Source organism: Ornithinibacter aureus (genome assembly GCF_009858245.1).
In the GTDB taxonomy this organism is placed as follows: domain Bacteria; phylum Actinomycetota; class Actinomycetes; order Actinomycetales; family Dermatophilaceae; genus Fodinibacter; species Fodinibacter aureus.
On the sequence record NZ_VMSB01000001.1, the window covers coordinates 476,810 to 493,076 of the forward strand.

Annotated in this window: 19 protein-coding genes; 16 read left to right on the top strand and 3 right to left on the bottom strand. The window is 70.3% G+C overall.

Annotated elements, in window-relative coordinates; genetic code table 11:
• The first annotated feature begins 43 nt into the window (after nt 1–43).
• The 12 genes from C8E84_RS02305 (at nt 44) to C8E84_RS02360 (ending at nt 8,333) form a co-directional block, all read left to right on the top strand.
• A complete protein-coding gene (locus C8E84_RS02305; protein WP_159899131.1) occupies nt 44–748 on the top strand; it encodes a helix-turn-helix transcriptional regulator in 705 nt (234 codons plus the stop codon).
• Nucleotides 745–2,166, top strand: coding sequence for a Fe-S cluster assembly protein SufB (sufB, locus tag C8E84_RS02310; protein ID WP_159899133.1), 1,422 nt, complete (start codon nt 745–747; stop codon nt 2,164–2,166). Before C8E84_RS02305 ends, sufB begins: the two co-directional genes overlap by 4 nt.
• Nucleotides 2,166–3,344 (top strand): Fe-S cluster assembly protein SufD, encoded by a 1,179-nt coding sequence (sufD, locus tag C8E84_RS02315; protein WP_159899135.1) that lies wholly within the window; start codon nt 2,166–2,168, stop codon nt 3,342–3,344. Before sufB ends, sufD begins: the two co-directional genes overlap by 1 nt.
• Nucleotides 3,341–3,682 carry a non-heme iron oxygenase ferredoxin subunit gene (locus C8E84_RS02320; RefSeq protein WP_159899137.1) on the top strand — a complete coding sequence of 114 codons (342 nt, stop codon included), beginning with the start codon at nt 3,341–3,343 and terminating at the stop codon, nt 3,680–3,682. Before sufD ends, C8E84_RS02320 begins: the two co-directional genes overlap by 4 nt.
• Nucleotides 3,683–3,689: 7 nt before the next feature.
• Nucleotides 3,690–4,451 (top strand): Fe-S cluster assembly ATPase SufC, encoded by a 762-nt coding sequence (gene sufC / locus C8E84_RS02325; protein WP_159899139.1) that lies wholly within the window; start codon nt 3,690–3,692, stop codon nt 4,449–4,451.
• A gap of 1 nt (nt 4,452) precedes the next feature.
• A complete protein-coding gene (locus C8E84_RS02330) occupies nt 4,453–5,748 on the top strand; it encodes an aminotransferase class V-fold PLP-dependent enzyme (protein WP_159899141.1) in 1,296 nt (431 codons plus the stop codon).
• Nucleotides 5,748–6,194 (top strand): Fe-S cluster assembly sulfur transfer protein SufU, encoded by a 447-nt coding sequence (gene sufU / locus C8E84_RS02335; protein WP_159899143.1) that lies wholly within the window; start codon nt 5,748–5,750, stop codon nt 6,192–6,194. The genes C8E84_RS02330 and sufU overlap by 1 nt, the downstream gene beginning before the upstream one ends.
• Complete coding sequence (locus tag C8E84_RS02340; RefSeq protein WP_425495943.1) at nt 6,143–6,517, top strand: metal-sulfur cluster assembly factor; 375 nt, start codon at nt 6,143–6,145, stop codon at nt 6,515–6,517. The genes sufU and C8E84_RS02340 overlap by 52 nt, the downstream gene beginning before the upstream one ends.
• Before the next feature lie 8 nt (nt 6,518–6,525).
• On the top strand, nt 6,526–7,047 hold the full coding sequence (locus tag C8E84_RS02345) for an acVLRF1 family peptidyl-tRNA hydrolase (RefSeq protein WP_159899147.1): 522 nt from the start codon (nt 6,526–6,528) through the stop codon (nt 7,045–7,047).
• A gap of 73 nt (nt 7,048–7,120) precedes the next feature.
• Complete coding sequence (locus tag C8E84_RS02350; RefSeq protein WP_159899149.1) at nt 7,121–7,735, top strand: hypothetical protein; 615 nt, start codon at nt 7,121–7,123, stop codon at nt 7,733–7,735.
• Nucleotides 7,732–8,034 carry a transcriptional regulator gene (locus tag C8E84_RS02355; RefSeq protein WP_159899151.1) on the top strand — a complete coding sequence of 101 codons (303 nt, stop codon included), beginning with the start codon at nt 7,732–7,734 and terminating at the stop codon, nt 8,032–8,034. The genes C8E84_RS02350 and C8E84_RS02355 overlap by 4 nt, the downstream gene beginning before the upstream one ends.
• Nucleotides 8,035–8,036: 2 nt before the next feature.
• Entirely contained in the window at nt 8,037–8,333 is a 297-nt protein-coding gene (locus C8E84_RS02360) for a hypothetical protein (protein ID WP_159899153.1), read from the top strand.
• Nucleotides 8,334–8,360: 27 nt separating this feature from the next.
• Here the strand turns inward: C8E84_RS02360 and ypfJ are convergent, their stop codons facing one another.
• The gene (ypfJ, locus tag C8E84_RS02365; RefSeq protein ID WP_159899155.1) at nt 8,361–9,275 is read right to left on the bottom strand and encodes a KPN_02809 family neutral zinc metallopeptidase; all 915 of its coding nucleotides are present in this window, start codon (nt 9,273–9,275) and stop codon (nt 8,361–8,363) included.
• Between the two features lie 133 nt (nt 9,276–9,408).
• On the opposite strand from ypfJ, the gene C8E84_RS02370 reads away from it, so the two are divergent.
• Genes C8E84_RS02370 through C8E84_RS02380 form a run of 3 tightly spaced genes read left to right on the top strand, consistent with a single transcriptional unit; the run spans nt 9,409 to nt 11,946 of the window.
• Nucleotides 9,409–11,007: an ABC-F family ATP-binding cassette domain-containing protein gene (locus C8E84_RS02370; RefSeq protein ID WP_159899157.1), complete on the top strand. Its 1,599-nt coding sequence runs from the start codon at nt 9,409–9,411 to the stop codon at nt 11,005–11,007.
• Between the two features lie 40 nt (nt 11,008–11,047).
• Entirely contained in the window at nt 11,048–11,425 is a 378-nt protein-coding gene (locus C8E84_RS02375) for an ArsR/SmtB family transcription factor (protein WP_159899159.1), read from the top strand.
• Nucleotides 11,422–11,946 carry an SRPBCC family protein gene (locus tag C8E84_RS02380; protein WP_159899161.1) on the top strand — a complete coding sequence of 175 codons (525 nt, stop codon included), beginning with the start codon at nt 11,422–11,424 and terminating at the stop codon, nt 11,944–11,946. Before C8E84_RS02375 ends, C8E84_RS02380 begins: the two co-directional genes overlap by 4 nt.
• Before the next feature lie 27 nt (nt 11,947–11,973).
• Here the strand turns inward: C8E84_RS02380 and C8E84_RS02385 are convergent, their stop codons facing one another.
• A complete protein-coding gene (locus tag C8E84_RS02385) occupies nt 11,974–13,359 on the bottom strand; it encodes a TrpB-like pyridoxal phosphate-dependent enzyme (protein WP_281348897.1) in 1,386 nt (461 codons plus the stop codon).
• A 196-nt stretch (nt 13,360–13,555) separates the two neighbouring features.
• On the opposite strand from C8E84_RS02385, the gene C8E84_RS02390 reads away from it, so the two are divergent.
• The gene (locus tag C8E84_RS02390) at nt 13,556–15,448 is read left to right on the top strand and encodes an ABC transporter ATP-binding protein (RefSeq protein WP_159904362.1); all 1,893 of its coding nucleotides are present in this window, start codon (nt 13,556–13,558) and stop codon (nt 15,446–15,448) included.
• 6 nt (nt 15,449–15,454) lie between these two features.
• Here the strand turns inward: C8E84_RS02390 and C8E84_RS02395 are convergent, their stop codons facing one another.
• Entirely contained in the window at nt 15,455–16,246 is a 792-nt protein-coding gene (locus C8E84_RS02395; protein ID WP_246196731.1) for an SURF1 family cytochrome oxidase biogenesis protein, read from the bottom strand.
• Nucleotides 16,247–16,267 lie beyond the last annotated feature (21 nt).

A 16,267-nucleotide genomic window follows, 5' to 3' on the forward strand; every position in this document is an offset into this window, starting at 1 on the left:
CCCTTCCTTGGACGGATCTCCGGTAATTACCTAACATTGCTGTGTGGTTAATGCCGAGACGCACGTCCTCGAGTCGCGTACCCGCGACCGGGTGCTGCGTGTCGTGAGCCAGGAGGGGCCCGTCAGCATCGCGGCCCTGGTCGCCCGCCTCGGCCTCACCGAGACCGCCCTGCGCCGCCACGTCGACGCGCTGCACGGTGAGGGCCTCCTCGAAGCCCGTGAGGCGAGCGGCCCCAAGCGTCGCGGCCGCCCCGCCAAGGAGTGGGTGCTGACCGAGCAGGGGCACCGAGCCCTGGTCAGCGACTACGACCACCTGGCGGGCGAGGCGCTGCGCTTCCTCGGAGCAACGGCCGGTCCGGATGCCGTCACGGCGTTCGCCGAGCACCGCGCCGCCGACCTCGAGAGCCGTTACGCCGAGCGCATCGCGACCGCAGGAAAGGACCCCGCGTCCCGCGCCACCGCGCTCGTCGAGGCGCTCAACGCCGACGGTTTCGCGGCATCCGCACGTCCCGTGGGGGGCGCTGACGGCCCGCTGACCGGGGTCCAGCTCTGCCAGGGGCACTGTCCCGTCCAGCACGTCGCCGCCGAGTTCCCGCAGTTCTGCGAGGCCGAGACCGAGGCGTTCTCACGCCTGCTCGGCGTGCACGTCCAGCGACTCGCGACCCTCGCCCACGGCGACCACGTCTGCACCACCTTCGTTCCCACCCCGACCACCTCCACCCCGACCAGCGAGAGGGCCTCGTCATGACGAGCCACATCGAAGAGCTCAACCCCGGTCTCAAGGGCCTCGGCACCTACGAGTACGGCTGGGCCGACGCCGACACCGCGGGCGAGACGGCCCGTCGCGGCCTCAGCGAAGAGGTCGTCGCCGACATCTCCGCGCGCAAGTCCGAGCCGCAGTGGATGCTCGACCTGCGGATGAAGTCGCTGCGCCTGTTCGACAAGAAGCCCATGCCGAGCTGGGGCAGCGACCTCACCGGCATCGACTTCCAGAACATCAAGTACTTCGTGAAGTCCACCGAGAAGCAGGCCACCTCCTGGGAGGACCTGCCCGAGGACATCAAGAACACCTACGACCGTCTCGGAATCCCCGAGGCCGAGAAGCAGCGCCTCGTCGCCGGAGTCGCCGCGCAGTACGAGAGCGAGGTCGTCTACCACCAGATCCGTGAGGACCTGGAGGAGAAGGGCGTCATCTTCGTCGACACCGACACCGGCCTGCGCGAGCACGAGGACCTCTTCCGCGAGTACTTCACCTCGGTGATCCCCGCCGGTGACAACAAGTTCGCCGCGCTGAACACCGCCGTCTGGTCGGGCGGCTCGTTCATCTACGTCCCGCCGGGCGTTCACGTCGACATCCCGTTGCAGGCCTACTTCCGGATCAACACCGAGAACATGGGCCAGTTCGAGCGCACCCTGATCATCGCCGACGAGGGCTCCTACGTTCACTACGTCGAGGGCTGCACCGCGCCGATCTACAAGAGCGACAGCCTGCACTCGGCCGTCGTCGAGATCGTCGTCAAGAAGAACGCCCGCGTGCGGTACACGACCATCCAGAACTGGTCGAACAACGTCTACAACCTCGTCACCAAGCGCGCGACCTGCGCCGAGGGCGCGACGATGGAGTGGATCGACGGAAACATCGGCTCCAAGGTCACGATGAAGTACCCCGCCGTCTTCCTCCTCGGCGAGCACGCCCGCGGTGAGACGCTGTCGATCGCCTTCGCCGGCGAGGGCCAGCACCAGGACGCAGGCTCGAAGATGGTGCACGCCGCCCCGAACACGAGCAGCTCGATCGTCAGCAAGTCGGTCGCCCGAGGCGGTGGCCGCACGTCCTATCGCGGCCTCGTGCAGATCCTCGAGGGTGCGCACGGCAGCAAGAGCTCGGTAGTGTGCGACGCCCTGCTCGTCGACACGATCAGCCGCTCGGACACCTACCCGTACGTCGACATCCGCGAGGACGACGTCCAGATGGGCCACGAGGCCACGGTCTCGAAGGTGTCCGAGGACCAGATGTTCTACCTCATGTCCAGGGGCATGTCCGAGGAGGAGGCGATGGCCATGATCGTGCGCGGCTTCGTCGAGCCGATCGCCAAGGAGCTCCCCATGGAGTACGCCCTCGAACTCAACCGCCTCATCGAGCTCCAGATGGAAGGAGCAGTCGGCTGATGTCGCTGCTGACCCCCCAGCGCCCCGCCTCCGGTGCGCACACCGACAGTGCCGCGACGATGGTCCCCGACCAGTCCCGCGCCGAGCGCACCACGTCCTACGACGTGGCCGACTTCGCGCTGCCCACCGGGCGCGAGGAGGAGTGGCGCTTCACCCCGGTCGACCGGATCGGGATGCTGTTCCGCGACGAGGCGACCGGCGCGCACCTGACCTGGTCGAACACCCTTCCCGACGGCGTCACGCTGGGCACGGCATCCACCGAGGACGTCCGCGCCAGCGGCACACCGGCGCCGGGTGACCGCGCGGCCGTCGTCGCCGCCGCCCACAGCGGTGGTGCCACGGTGCTCGAGATCCCGGCCGAGGCCGAGCTCGACGAGCCCGTGCGGCTTCGCCTGCACGGCGAGTCCTCCGACGTCGTGCACGGCCACCTGATCGTGCGACTCGGCCGGTTCGCCCGGGCGACCGTCGTGATCGAGCACGCCGGCACCAGCAACTACGGCGAACTCGTCTCGGTGATCACCGGTGACGGCTCACAGCTGACCCTGGTCTCCGTCCAGGAGTGGGACGACTCCGCCAACCACCTCGCCCAGCACGACGTCGTCGTTGGCCGTGACGCGTCGGTGCGCCACATCACCGTGACCATCGGTGGCGGCATCGTGCGGATGAACACCAATGCCACCTACGCCGGCCCCGGCGGCTCCTTCGAGGGCCTGGGCGTGTACTTCGCGGACGCCGGGCAGCACCTCGAGCACCGGCTGTTCGTCGACCACGCGGTGCCCCACTGCCGCAGCAACGTCGAGTACAAGGGCGCGCTCCAGGGCGACACCGCTCACACGGTGTGGGTCGGTGACGTGCTGATCCGCGCCAGCGCCGAGGGCACCGACACCTACGAGCTGAACCGCAACCTCGTGCTGACCGATGGCGCCCGCGCCGACTCGGTGCCCAACCTCGAGATCGAGACCGGCGAGATCGAGGGGGCCGGGCACGCCTCCGCGACCGGTCGCTTCGACGACGAGCAGCTGTTCTACCTGATGGCTCGTGGCATTCCGCAGGACGAGGCCCGTCGCCTCGTCGTCCACGGGTTCTTCGCCAGCGTCGTGGGTCGCATCGGCGTCCCCGAGATCGAGGAGCGCCTCATGGAGGCCATCGAGCGTGAGCTGTCGGCGGGTGCCGCATGAGCGAGCAGCTGACCGACACCGACTTCGTGCGGGTGTGCCGCCTCGACGAGCTGCCCCTCGTGGGGGCCACCCTCGCCGAGGTCAACGGGCGCCGCGTGAGCCTGGTGCGCACCGAGGACGGCGGCCTCCACTGCATCGACGACGCCTGCACCCACGGCAACGTCTCGCTGTCCGAGGGTGAGCTCGACGGCTGCATGATCGAGTGCTGGCTGCACGGCTCGCGCTTCGACCTGCGCACCGGCCAGCCCTCCGGGCCGCCCGCGATCGTCCCCGTCACCGTTCACACCGTCCGTATCGAGGGCGACGACGTCCTCGTCGCCCTGACCCCTGAGAGCTGAGCACCCCATGTCGACCCTTGAGATCAAGGACCTGCACGTCAGCGTCACCACCGAGGACGGCGCCAAGGAGATCCTCCGCGGCGTCACGCTGACCATCAACAGCGGTGAGACCCACGCCATCATGGGCCCCAACGGCTCGGGCAAGTCCACCCTCGCGTACTCCATCGCCGGACACCCCAAGTACACGATCACCTCCGGCACGGTGACCCTCGACGGCGAGGACGTCCTCGCGATGTCCGTCGACGAGCGGGCCCGCGCCGGGGTCTTCCTCGCGATGCAGTACCCCGTCGAGGTGCCCGGCGTGTCGATGTCGAACTTCCTGCGCACCGCGAAGACCGCCGTCGACGGCGAGGCGCCCAAGCTGCGCACCTGGGTCAAGGACATGAAGCAGGCGATGGAGAACCTGCGCATGGACCCGTCCTTCGCCGAGCGCAACGTCAACGAGGGCTTCTCCGGCGGTGAGAAGAAGCGCCACGAGATCCTCCAGATGGAGCTGCTCCGTCCGAAGTTCGCCGTGCTCGACGAGACCGACTCCGGCCTCGACGTCGACGCGCTGCGCGTGGTCTCCGAGGGCGTCAACCGCGCCAAGGAGGCCACTGGGTCCGGTGTCCTGCTCATCACGCACTACACCCGCATCCTGCGCTACATCCGCCCCGACTTCGTCCACGTCTTCGTCGACGGCCGGATCGCCGAGGAGGGTGGCCCCGAGCTGGCCGAGCGCCTCGAGGCCGAGGGCTACGACCGCTTCCTCACGCCGGCCCAGGGCTGACATGACCGCCGCCCCCTTCACCGACGAGGAGCTGGCCCGGATCCGGGCCGACTTCGCGATCCTGGCGCGCACCGTGCGCGGGGGGCGCCCGCTGGTCTACCTCGACTCCGGCGCCACCTCGCACAAGCCACGGCAGGTGCTCGATGCCGAGCGCTGGTTCTACGAGAACACCAATGCGGCCGTCCACCGGGGAGCGCACCAGCTCTCCGAGGAGGGCACCGACGCCTACGAGGACGCCCGGGCGACGATCGCCTCGTTCATCGGTGCCCGTCCCGGCGAGGTCGTCTTCACGCGCAACGCCACCGAAGCCATCAACCTCGTCGCGTACGCCTTCACCAACGGCGCAGCGGGTGGCGGCGGCGGTCGCGGTGACCGCTTCACGTTGGGCCCGGGTGACGAGGTCCTCGTCACCGAGATGGAGCACCACGCGAACCTCATCCCGTGGCAGGAGGCCTGCCGGCGCACCGGCGCGACCCTGCGCTGGGTGCCGGTGGCCCCTGACGGGCGGCTCGACCTCACCGACCTCGACACCCTGCTCACCGAGCGCACCAAGGTGTTCGCCTTCACCCACGTCTCCAACGTCCTCGGCACCGTCAACCCGGTGCGTGAGCTCACCGAGCGGGCCCATGCCGTGGGTGCCCTCGTCGTGCTCGATGCCTGCCAGTCGGTGCCTCACCTGCCGGTGGACGTCAGCGACCTCGGGGTCGACTTCCTGGCGTTCTCCGGGCACAAGATGTTCGGACCGCTCGGCATCGGCGTGCTGTGGTCACGCTCGGAGCTGCTCGACGAGATGCCGGTCTTCCTCACCGGCGGGTCGATGATCGAGACCGTCACCATGGAGACCTCGACGTACGCCCCGGCTCCTCAGAAGTTCGAGGCGGGCGTTCCCGTGGCGGCCCAGGCCGTCGGCCTCGCCGCCGCGTGCGACTACCTCTGCGCCCTCGGGCTCGATCGGGTGCACGCCCACGAGCAGGCCCTGACGCGCCGCCTCCTCGACGGACTCGCGGACCGCCCGTGGGTGCGCGTGCTCGGCCCCGAGGGACTGGAGCATCGCGGGGGAGCGGTGGCTTTCGTCGTCGACGACGTCCACGCCCACGACGTCGGACAGGTGCTCGACGACAGCGGTGTCGCGGTGCGGGTGGGCCACCACTGCGCGTGGCCGCTGCACCGCGCGCTGAAGGCCCAGGCGAGCACCCGCGCCAGCTTCGCGGCCTACACCACGCCTGCCGAGATCGATGCCCTCCTCGCGGCCCTGGACCGGGTACCCGCGATGTTCGGTCTGGAGGTGGCGGTTTGATGGACCTCTACCAGGAACTCATCCTCGAGCACTCCAAGCGCCCCGTGCGCTTCGGCCTGCGCGAGCCGTTCGAGGCCGAGGTGCACCACGTCAACCCCACGTGCGGTGACGAGGTGACCCTCCGGGTCCACCTGTCCGGCGCGGGTGCCGACACGGTGGTCGAGGACGTGTCCTACGACTCCGTCGGCTGCTCGATCAGCGTGGCCTCGGCGTCGATCCTCGCCGAGGAGATCACCGGAGAGACCCTGGCCCAGGCCCGCGAGACCGTCGAGGCCATGCGCTCCATGCTCACGAGCAAGGGTGAGGACCCCGGCGACGAGGAGCGCATCGGCGACGGTGTCGCGCTCTCCGGCGTCGCGAAGTACCCCGCCCGAGTCAAGTGCGCCCTCCTGTCATGGATGGCGTTCACCGATGCCCTGCACCAGGCCGAAGGAGCCCCGCAGTGACCCAGACCAGCACCCCAGCCAACGTGGCCGACGTCGAGGAGGCCCTGCGCGACGTCGTCGACCCCGAGCTCGGCATCAACGTCGTCGACCTCGGCCTCGTCTACGGGATCACCGTCGACGGCCAGAACCACGCCGTCATCGACATGACCCTGACCTCGGCCGCGTGCCCGCTGACCGACGTCATCGAGGACCAGACCCAGCAGTCGCTCGAGGGGCTCGTCGCCTCGTACCGGGTCAACTGGGTCTGGATGCCGCCGTGGGGACCGGACAAGATCACCGACGACGGCCGCGAGCAGCTGCGCGCCCTCGGCTTCAACATCTGACGTACCCGGTGGCCACCCGAGTCGTCGAGGTCGCCCCGGCACGGCTCGACGGCTGGCTCGAGCGGTTCGCCGCGAACAACCCCGACGGCCCCCAACGGGTCGTCGGGGTCGCGCGTTTCGACCACGACCCGCTCGCCATCCTCCTCGTGCGACGGGGCGGGTATGCCGTCGGCGTCGCCACCGGGGGAGACCTCACCGCGCACAAGGTGGGCACGCGCTACGTGCAGTCGCGCACGGCCGCCGGTGGCTGGAGTCAGCAGCGGTTCGCCCGCCGGCGCGCCAACCAGGCCGACGGGCTCGTCGGTGCGGCGGGTGAGCACGCGGCGCGACTGCTCACCGGCATCCGACCCGCGGGCCTGGTGCTCGGGGGCGACAAGGCGCTGGCGGCCTCGCTGCTCGAGGACGACCGGCTCGCCGGACTGCGTGACCTGCCGCGGCGGGAGCTGTACGACCTGCCCGACCCGCGCCTGGACGTGCTCCAGAAGGCGCTCGACCGCGGCCGGGCCGTGCGAATAGCCATCACTGAGTGACCGCGGCTTGCCACCACTGAGTTTGTGGTGCAAACTTGAGACATCGGTTTGTACCACAAACAAAGGACCTGCCATGACTGACGACCAGCGGTGGACCGCAGCCAGCGCGCGCGACCTCCTCGACCGCACCGAGGCCGAGACGGCGAGCGCACTCGACGTGCCCACCGGGCCGCTCCTGGCGGTGTGGGGTGCCGCCCTGACCGGTGGGCACCTCGCCATCTGGTGGGCCACCCGCGAGCAGGACCCCTACACCGGTCCCCCCGCCTGGGCGCTGGCGGTCCTCGGTGGGGCCCTGACCCTTGCCCTCGTGGTCACCGTCGTCACGGTGGGCCGCGCTGCCCGGGGCGTGCACGGACTCAGCAGCAGGGCCGGTCTGCTGTACTCCCTGACGTGGGTGCTCTCCTTCGGGGCGGCCCAGGTGATCATGGTGGCGCTCGCTCGCGACGGCATCCCCGACAGCACCTTCGGCAAGCTGTCGGCACTCGTCCCGCTCCTGCTCGTCGCCACGATCTACCTGGCCTCGGCCGCGCCGCTCGGGGCGCCGGCCCTCGGGGTCGTCGGAGGCCTGCTCGCCGCGACCACGGCGACCGCAGCGTGGTTCGACCCCTCGCTGATGGCGCTGGTCATCGCGCTCGGCTGCGCGATCTCGTTCGGTGCGGGTGTCGCCGTCGCTCGTCGACCGCAATGACTCCCGACCTCGACCCCGTCATCCACGCGCCTGCCAGACTGCGCATCATGGCGGCACTGGCAGGTCTCGAGCCGGGGGACACCCTGACCTTCAGCCGTCTCCAGCAGCTGCTCGCCCTCACGGGCGGCAACCTCATCACGCACCTGCGGCGTCTCGAGGATGCCGGGTACGTCACCTCCCAGCGCGTGCGCGGCATCCGCGGCGAGGTGACGACGGCATCCCTCACCGAGCAGGGGCGACGTGCCCTGGCTGCCTACCGGGCCACGCTCGCGGACATCCTCGACCCGGTGGACGGGTGAGCATGCGCGAGCACCTGAGGGCATGGTGGGCGGCGCATCGCCGACCGTCGCTGGCTGCGGGGGCGTGCCTGGCCGCGGCGATGTCGGTGCTCTGGTTCCGGGTGCTTCCGGATGCCGTGGACGACGCAACCGGGTGGGCCTGGCTCGCGCTCTCGCTGGGGCACGGCGTCTGCTGGGCGCTGCTCGCCGCGTCGATGGTCATCGGGGTCGCGAACGGCCCTCGGCGGCTGCGTTCCGGGCTCGCGTGGGCTGCCCTCGCCTCCTACGCCGCGTTCGTCCTCGCCCTCGTGACCCGCTGAGCCACCCGGGCCGGCCGGTCACCGTCGTCAGTTGACCGAGGCCACCGCGAAGGTGTCGCACTGGTTCAGGTCGCCGGTGCGAAAGCCCTGGAGGAACCAGCGCTGACGGGCCTCGGCCGAGCCGTGGGTCCAGTTCTCGGGACGCACCCGGCCCTGGGTCTTCTGCTGGATGCGGTCGTCGCCGACGGCCGACGCCGCAGAGAGTGCGTCCTTGATGTCCTGGTCGGTCAGCGGCTTGAGGAAGGGCTGACCGGTGTCCTCGTCCTTGACGGTGGAGGCGTGGTGGGCCCACACCCCGCCGAGGCAGTCGGCCATGAGCTCGATGCGCACGGCACCGGACTCCGGACCCTGCGGGTCGCGCTGGGCCCGACCGAGCAGACCGAGCTGGTCCTGCAGGGCGTGGCCGTACTCGTGCGCGACGATGTACTCCTGCGCCAGGGGGCCGTCACTGCTGCCGAACTGCTGCTCGAGGATCTGGAAGAAGCTGGCGTCGATGTAGACCTTCTTGTCCAGCGGGCAGTAGAAGGGCCCCACCTGGTTGCTCGCGGTGCCACAGGCCGACTGGGTCGTGCCGCGGTAGAGCACGGTCTGGGTCGGCTGCCACTCCTTGCCGAACCGGGGGAGCTCACCGGCCCAGAAGGCCTGCACCGAGTTGACCGACCCGATGACCCGACACTCGATGTTCGTGTTGGCGTCGGCACCGGTGACGCACTCGGCGAAGGCGGCCGAACCCTGCTCACCACCGGGCTGCACCTGCCCGGGCGCCGGCTGTTGGCCACCACCGGTGATGTCGGCGGGGTTGATGCCGAAGACCATCGCGAGGATCAGCATGATGATGCCGCCGATGCCGCCGCCGACGACCATGCCCCCGGGCGCCCCACCACCGCGACCGCCCGAGCTCACCTGTGAGGTGTCGAGGGTGACGTTCTCGTTGAAGCTCATGGGTCGTGCCTCCGTGCCGGTGCGTGAACCGCGCTACACGCGGCGGGACCTACACTAGACGGCGACCGCCTGCCGTCGTGCGCAACCGCACCGGTGCGGCGCAACGTCCCCCACCTGCTCGAAGGACCTTTTCGTGATCACCGCTGCCTCCGTCGAGTTGCGCGCCGGCTCGCGCCTGCTGCTCGACGACGCGACCTTCCGCGTGGCGCCGGGGGACCGGGTCGGGCTCGTGGGCCGAAACGGTGCCGGCAAGACCACGCTGACCAAGGCGCTGGCGGGGGAGACGCAGCCGGCCGCAGGCAGCATCACGAGCAGTGGTCAGGTGGGCTACCTGCCCCAGGACCCCCGCGGGGTCGACCTCACGGTCACCGCCCGTGACCGCATCCTGTCGGCGCGAGGCCTCGACGAGATCGTGCGTAGGCTGCGCGAGTCCGAGCTGGCGATGGCCACCGCCACCGGTGAGAAGCAGGACAAGGCCATGCGACGGTACGGCCGCCTCGAGGGCGAGTTCGTCGCCGCCGGAGGCTACGCGGCCGAGTCCGAAGCGGCATCCATCGCCGGCGCCCTCGGCCTCGACGAGCGCATCCTCGGGCAGACGCTGGGAACCCTCTCCGGTGGTCAACGGCGCCGCATCGAGCTCGCCCGGATCCTGTTCTCGGGGGCCGAGACGCTGCTCCTCGACGAGCCGACCAACCACCTCGACGCCGACTCCATCGCCTGGTTGCGCGACCACCTCAAGGGCTACAAGGGTGGCCTCGTCGTCATCTCGCACGACGTGGACCTGCTCGACGCGGTGGTCAACAAGGTCTTCCACCTCGACGCCAACCGGGCCGAGCTCGACCAGTACAACCTCGGCTGGAAGGCCTACCTCCAGCAGCGCGAGACCGACGAGCGTCGGCGCAAGCGGGAACGGGCCAACGCCGAGAAGAAGGCTTCCGTGCTCATGGCGCAGGCCGACAAGATGCGCGCCAAGGCGACCAAGACGGTGGCGGCCCAGAACATGGCCCGTCGAGCAGAGCGGCTGCTCTCCGGTCTCGAGACCGAGCGGGCCCACGACAAGGTCGCCAAGCTGCGCTTCCCCAAGCCGTCCCCGTGCGGCAAGACCCCGCTGCGGGCCACCGGGCTCTCGAGGTCCTACGGCTCGCAGGAGATCTTCACCGACGTCGACCTGGCCATCGACCGCGGCTCACGGGTCGTCGTGCTGGGCCTCAACGGTGCCGGCAAGACCACCCTGCTGCGCATGCTCGCCGGCGTCGACACCCCCGACACGGGGCAGGTCGAGCCGGGCCACGGGCTGAAGATCGGCTACTACGCCCAGGAGCACGAGAACCTCGACGTCGACCGGTCGGTGCTCGCCAACATGAAGTCGGCAGCGCCTGACCTCGGCGAGACCGACGTGCGCAAGGTGCTCGGCTCGTTCCTGTTCAGCGGTGACGACGTCGAGAAGCCGGCGGGGGTGCTCTCCGGTGGTGAGAAGACCCGCCTGTCGCTGGCACTGCTCGTCGTGTCCTCGGCCAACGTGCTGCTCCTGGACGAGCCCACCAACAACCTCGACCCGGCCTCCCGCGAGGAGATCCTGGGCGCTCTGCGAACGTACGAGGGCGCTGTCGTCCTCGTGACCCACGACGAGGGTGCGGTCGACGCGCTCGAGCCCGAGCGCATCCTGCTGCTGCCGGACGGGGTCGAGGACCTCTTCAGCACCGACTACCGCGACCTGGTGACGTTGGCCTGAGCCACTCGACAGATTGGTAACCATATGGTTACCTATCTGCATGGACGTCTTCGCAGCGATCGCCGACCCGGTGCGCCGCGACCTCCTGCGCTCGCTGACGGCGGGTCGTGCACGCGTGGTCGACCTCGCGGCCGGCCTCCCGATCAGCCGACCTGCGGTGAGCAAGCACCTTCGCCTGCTCGCGGACGCCGGCCTGGTCGAGGCACAGGAGGTGGGCCGTGAACGGCACTACGGCGTTCGCCCCGGGGCCTTGTCCGAGGTGCAGGCGTTCATCGCCGAGATGGTCGCCGCGGGCCAACCCCCGGTGACCTCGACCATGCTCGACGCCCTCGACCTCGAGGTCAGACGCGTCGGCCGCGACCGGATGTCCACCGAACCCCGCCCGACAGCCCGTCCCCATCCCATGGAGAGCGCATGAACACCACCCCTACCCACGCAGACGGCCGACGTGAGGAGCGCGACGGGATCGTCACCCTCGTGCTGGAACGCACGTTCCGGGCACCCGCCCGCGACGTCTGGGCGGCCGTGACCGAACCCGAGCGCCTCGTGCGGTGGATCGGCACGTGGAGCGGCGACCCGGCATCCGGCGCCGTGATGTTCCGGATGACCGCGGAGGGCGAGGACGTCGCGGCGGAGGCCGTGACGATCCACGAGTGCGACCCGCCGCGGCGGCTCGAGCTCACCATCGCCAACTCCGATGACGCTGCTGCCCACTGGCACCTCGAGCTCGACCTCGCCGAGGCCGCGGGTGTTACGACCCTGACCTTCGCCCAGCGACTGCCCGACCCGGCGCTGGCCAAGGATGTCGGGCCCGGCTGGGAGTACTACCTCGACCGGCTCGTCGCCGCTCATGCAGGGGACGACGTGGCGGCCGTGGCGTGGCCCGACTACGAGGGCATGGCGACGTACTACGAACCGCTGTTCACCGACCCGTCCTGACCGCGGGGGGTCAGCGCACCGCCCTCATCAGCCCGGGATCGCGGGCAGCCTCGTGAGCGCCTGGGCGACGGCCTCCTGCAGCTCGGTGTCCTCCCAGGTGTGGTCGATGAGGTCGCCACGCAGGTAGGCGTCGTAGGCCGGCAGGTCGAGGTGCCCGTGACCGCACAGGGCCGTGAGGATCACCTTCTCCTCACCGGTCTCGATGCACCGGATCGCCTCGTCGACCGCCGCCGCCAACGCGTGGGTCGGCTCCGGTGCCGGCACGATGCCCTCGGTGCGGGCGAAGAGCACCCCGGCCGCGAAGCAGTCCTTCTGCGTCTTGGCCTCGGCCTCGATGAGCCCCTCCTCGTAGAGGTGGCTGATGAGCGGGCTCATGCCGTGGTAGCGCAGACCCCCGGCGTGGATGGGGTCGGGCATGAAGTCGTGCCCGAGGGTGTGCATCTTCATCATGGGCGTCAGCCCGGCGACGTCACCGAAGTCGTAGGCGTAGGTGCCCTGCGTCAGGGACGGGCAGGATGCCGGCTCGACGGCGCGGATGACCGGCCCGGCACCACCGGCGGCGAACTTCTCCCGCAGGAACGGGAAGGTCAGGCCACCGAAGTTCGAGCCACCACCGGTGCACCCGACGATGAGGTCGACGGTCTCGTCGATCTTCGCCAGCTGGAGCAGGGCCTCCTCGCCGATGATCGTCTGGTGCAGCAGCACGTGGTTGAGCACCGAGCCCAGGGCGTAGTTGGCGTTCGGGTCCTGGGCCGCCACCTCGACGGCCTCGCTGATGGCCAGACCGAGCGACCCGTTCGAGCGGGGGTCGCTCGCGAGGATGGCGCGCCCTGCCTCGGTGAGGTCCGACGGGCTCGGGTGCACCGTTCCCCCGAAGGTCTCCATCATGATCTTGCGGTACGGCTTGGCGTCGTAGGAGGCCCGCACCTGCCAGATCTCGCACTCGAGGTCGAACTGGGCGCAGGCGAAGGCGAGCGACGTGCCCCACTGCCCGGCGCCGGTCTCGGTCGTGAGCTTTCGGATGCCGGCGCGCGCGTTGTAGTACGCCTGCGGCACCGCGGTGTTCGGCTTGTGCGAGCCGGCCGGTGAGACCCCCTCGTACTTGTAGTAGATGCGGGCCGGGGTGCCGAGGGCCTTCTCGAGCCGGTGGGCCCGGAACAGCGGGGAGGGACGCCACAGCCGGTAGACGTCCTGGACGGCCTCGGGGATGTCGATGTACTGCTCGGTGGAGACCTCCTGGGCGATGAGGTCCATCGGGAAGATCCCAGAGAGGTCGTCGGGGCCGACCGGCTGGCCGGTGCCGGGGTGCAGCGGCGGCGGGGGAGGAGTCGGCAGGTCGTGCAGGATGTTGTACCAGCGGGTGGGCATCTCGTCCTCGTCGAGCAGGACCTTATGGCGCAGCGGTGCGGTCACGGTGATGTCTCCCCTTCTCTCCGGCGCCCGCCCCGGCGGCGACGCCGTGGTCATCCTGAACGGCGTCCGCGCTCACCACAAGGGGGTTCCACGACGTGGCACGGAACACCCGTCAGGGTGCCGGTGGTTGACTGCTTGCGGCCGCGACGTTCTCTCGCGTGGCTGACTGACGACGAGGAGCAACCGCACCGTGAGCATGTACGGCTGGCAGGCGCTGCGCAGCCTGAGCAGGGACGCCAGTGTCAAGGAACGCCGCCTCACCCCCGGCACCACCAAGCGGGTGCTCGGCTACGCCCGCCCCTACTCGGGGCCGATCGCCTGGTTCCTCGGGCTCGTCGTCATCGAGTCGGTGCTCGTCGTCGCGACCCCGCTTCTGCTGAAGTCGCTCATCGACGACGGCATCTACCCGCGCGACTCCGCGGTGGTCGTGCGGCTCTCGCTCATCGTCGCCGCCATCGCCGTGGTGAGTGGCGCGCTCACCCTCGTCGAGCGGTGGTTCTCCGCCCGGATCGGCGAGGGCCTGATCTACGACCTGCGCACCCAGGTGTTCTCGCACGTGCTGCGCCAACCGGTGGCCTTCTTCACCCGGGCCCAGACCGGGGCCCTCGTCACGCGTCTGGGCAACGACGTCATCGGTGCCCAGCAGGCCTTCACCTCGGTGCTGTCCAGCGTGGTGAGCAACGCCATCACCCTCGTGCTCATCCTCGTCGCGATGGCCACGTTGTCCTGGCAGCTGACCCTGGCCGCCCTGGTCCTCGTGCCGTTCTTCCTCCTGCCCGCACGCTTCATGGGGCGCCGCCTGGCCAGCCTCGCCCACGAGCAGATGGTGCAGAACGCCGACCTCGGCACCCGGATGACGGAGCGGTTCAACGTCGCCGGCGCCCTGCTCGTCAAGCTGTTCGGCCGCCCTGCCGTCGAGGACGAGGAGTACGCGGTGCGCGCGGCCAGGGTGCGCGACATCGGCGTGCGGATCGCCGTCAACCGCTCGGTGTTCTTCGTGGCGCTCACCCTCGTCGCCTCGCTCGCGACCGCCATGGTCTACGGCGTCGGAGGCCTCATGGCCGTGAACGGCACCCTCACGGTCGGCACCCTCATCGCGCTCACGGCGCTGCTGGCGCGGCTCTACGGCCCGCTCACGGCCATCTCCAACGTCCGGGTCGACATCATGACCGCATTGGTGTCCTTCGAGCGGGTCTTCGAGGTCCTCGACCTCGAACCGCTCGTCGCCGAGGCACCCGACGCCCGACCGGTGCCACCAGGACCGGTGCGGGTCGAAGTGGATGACGTCGCCTTCTCCTACCCGTCGGCCGACGAGGTGTCCCTGGCCTCGCTGGAGAGCACGGCGACCGGCGACCGGCGGGGGAGCGGTCCGGTGCTGCGAGACGTGTCGTTCGTCATCGAACCCGGCTCCCTCGTCGCCCTGGTTGGCCCGAGCGGTGCGGGCAAGACCACCATCACCTCCCTCGTCGCCCGGCTCTACGACCCCACGGCCGGGGCCATCAGGATCAACGGCGTCGACCTGCGCGACACGACGAACGACTCCCTGCACGATGCCGTCGGCGTCGTCACCCAGGACGCCCACCTCTTCCACGACACCATCCGGGCCAACCTCGCCTACGCGGCCCCGCAGGCCACCGAGGCCGACATGGTCGCCGCCCTGAAGGCGGCCCAGGTCTGGAGCCTCGTGGAGTCCCTGCCCTCCGGCCTGGAGACCGTCGTCGGCGACCGGGGCCACCGGCTGTCCGGCGGCGAGAAGCAGCGACTGGCCATCGCGCGGCTGCTGCTGAAGGGCCCGGGCCTCGTCGTCCTCGACGAAGCCACCGCCCACCTGGACAGCGAGTCGGAGCAGGCGCTGCAACGGGCGCTCGACGAGGCGCTGCGCGACCGGTCCGCCCTGGTGATCGCGCACCGCCTCTCCACGATCCGGCACGCCGACCTCATCCTCGTGGTCGACGACGGACGCATCGTCGAGCGCGGCACCCACACCGAGCTCGTCGCCGCGGAAGGGGTCTACAGCGAGCTCTACCGCACCCAGTTCGACGACGAGATCGGCGAGGTCCTCGACCATCCCGTGGACACCCCGGCCTGAGACCGGCTACTCGTCCTCCTCGTCCCAGATCCGGGTCTTCTTGACCTTCGGCGGGTACTGCTGCGGGTTCTCCGCCCGCAGCTCACGGCGGATGCCGAACCAGATGAGCACGAAGCCCAGCGCCATCGTCAACCACCACTGGTAGGCGTAGGCCAGGTGGGTCCCGAGGGACCGGTCGGGCTCACCCAGCGGCTGTGGACGCTGTGGCGTCGCGCCGTCTGCGGTTCGCTCGGAGTCGAGCAGCACGTAGTCGGGGAGCACGTCCGTCAGCGCCATCTGGTCCGCCACCTCCGGCAGGTTGATGCTCGCGACCGTGCCGGCCGCAGCCTCCTTGCCCCGAGATGCCTCCCCGCGACGTGCCCAGCCCGTCACCGTGACCTCGCCGTCCGGTGCGGGCGCCACGGACGGACGCACACTCGCCCCTTGGTCGGAGGGCCGCACGAACCCGCGGTTGACCACGACGGCGGGCCCACCGGCATCCGGGCGAAGCCCCCAGAGCACCTCGAGACCGGCCTCTCCGTCGAGGCTGCGGCCGCGCACGAACACCGGGCCGGCCTCGTAGGTCCCGGTCACCGTGACCCGCCGCCACTCGTCCTCGACCGCCAGGCCGGAGGGGGTCAGCACCTCGCCCAGCGGGACGACGTCGCCGCGGTAGTGCTCGTCGAGCCGCTCGTTGCGCTCGGCCTTGGCCAGGTGCCGGTCGTACTGCCACCACCCGAGGTGGTAGCACGCCACCGCGAACAGGGCTGCGAGCACGAGAGCGCCCAGCCAGCGAGGAGTCACCAGCCGCCTGAACACCCAGCCACGGTACCCGTCGTA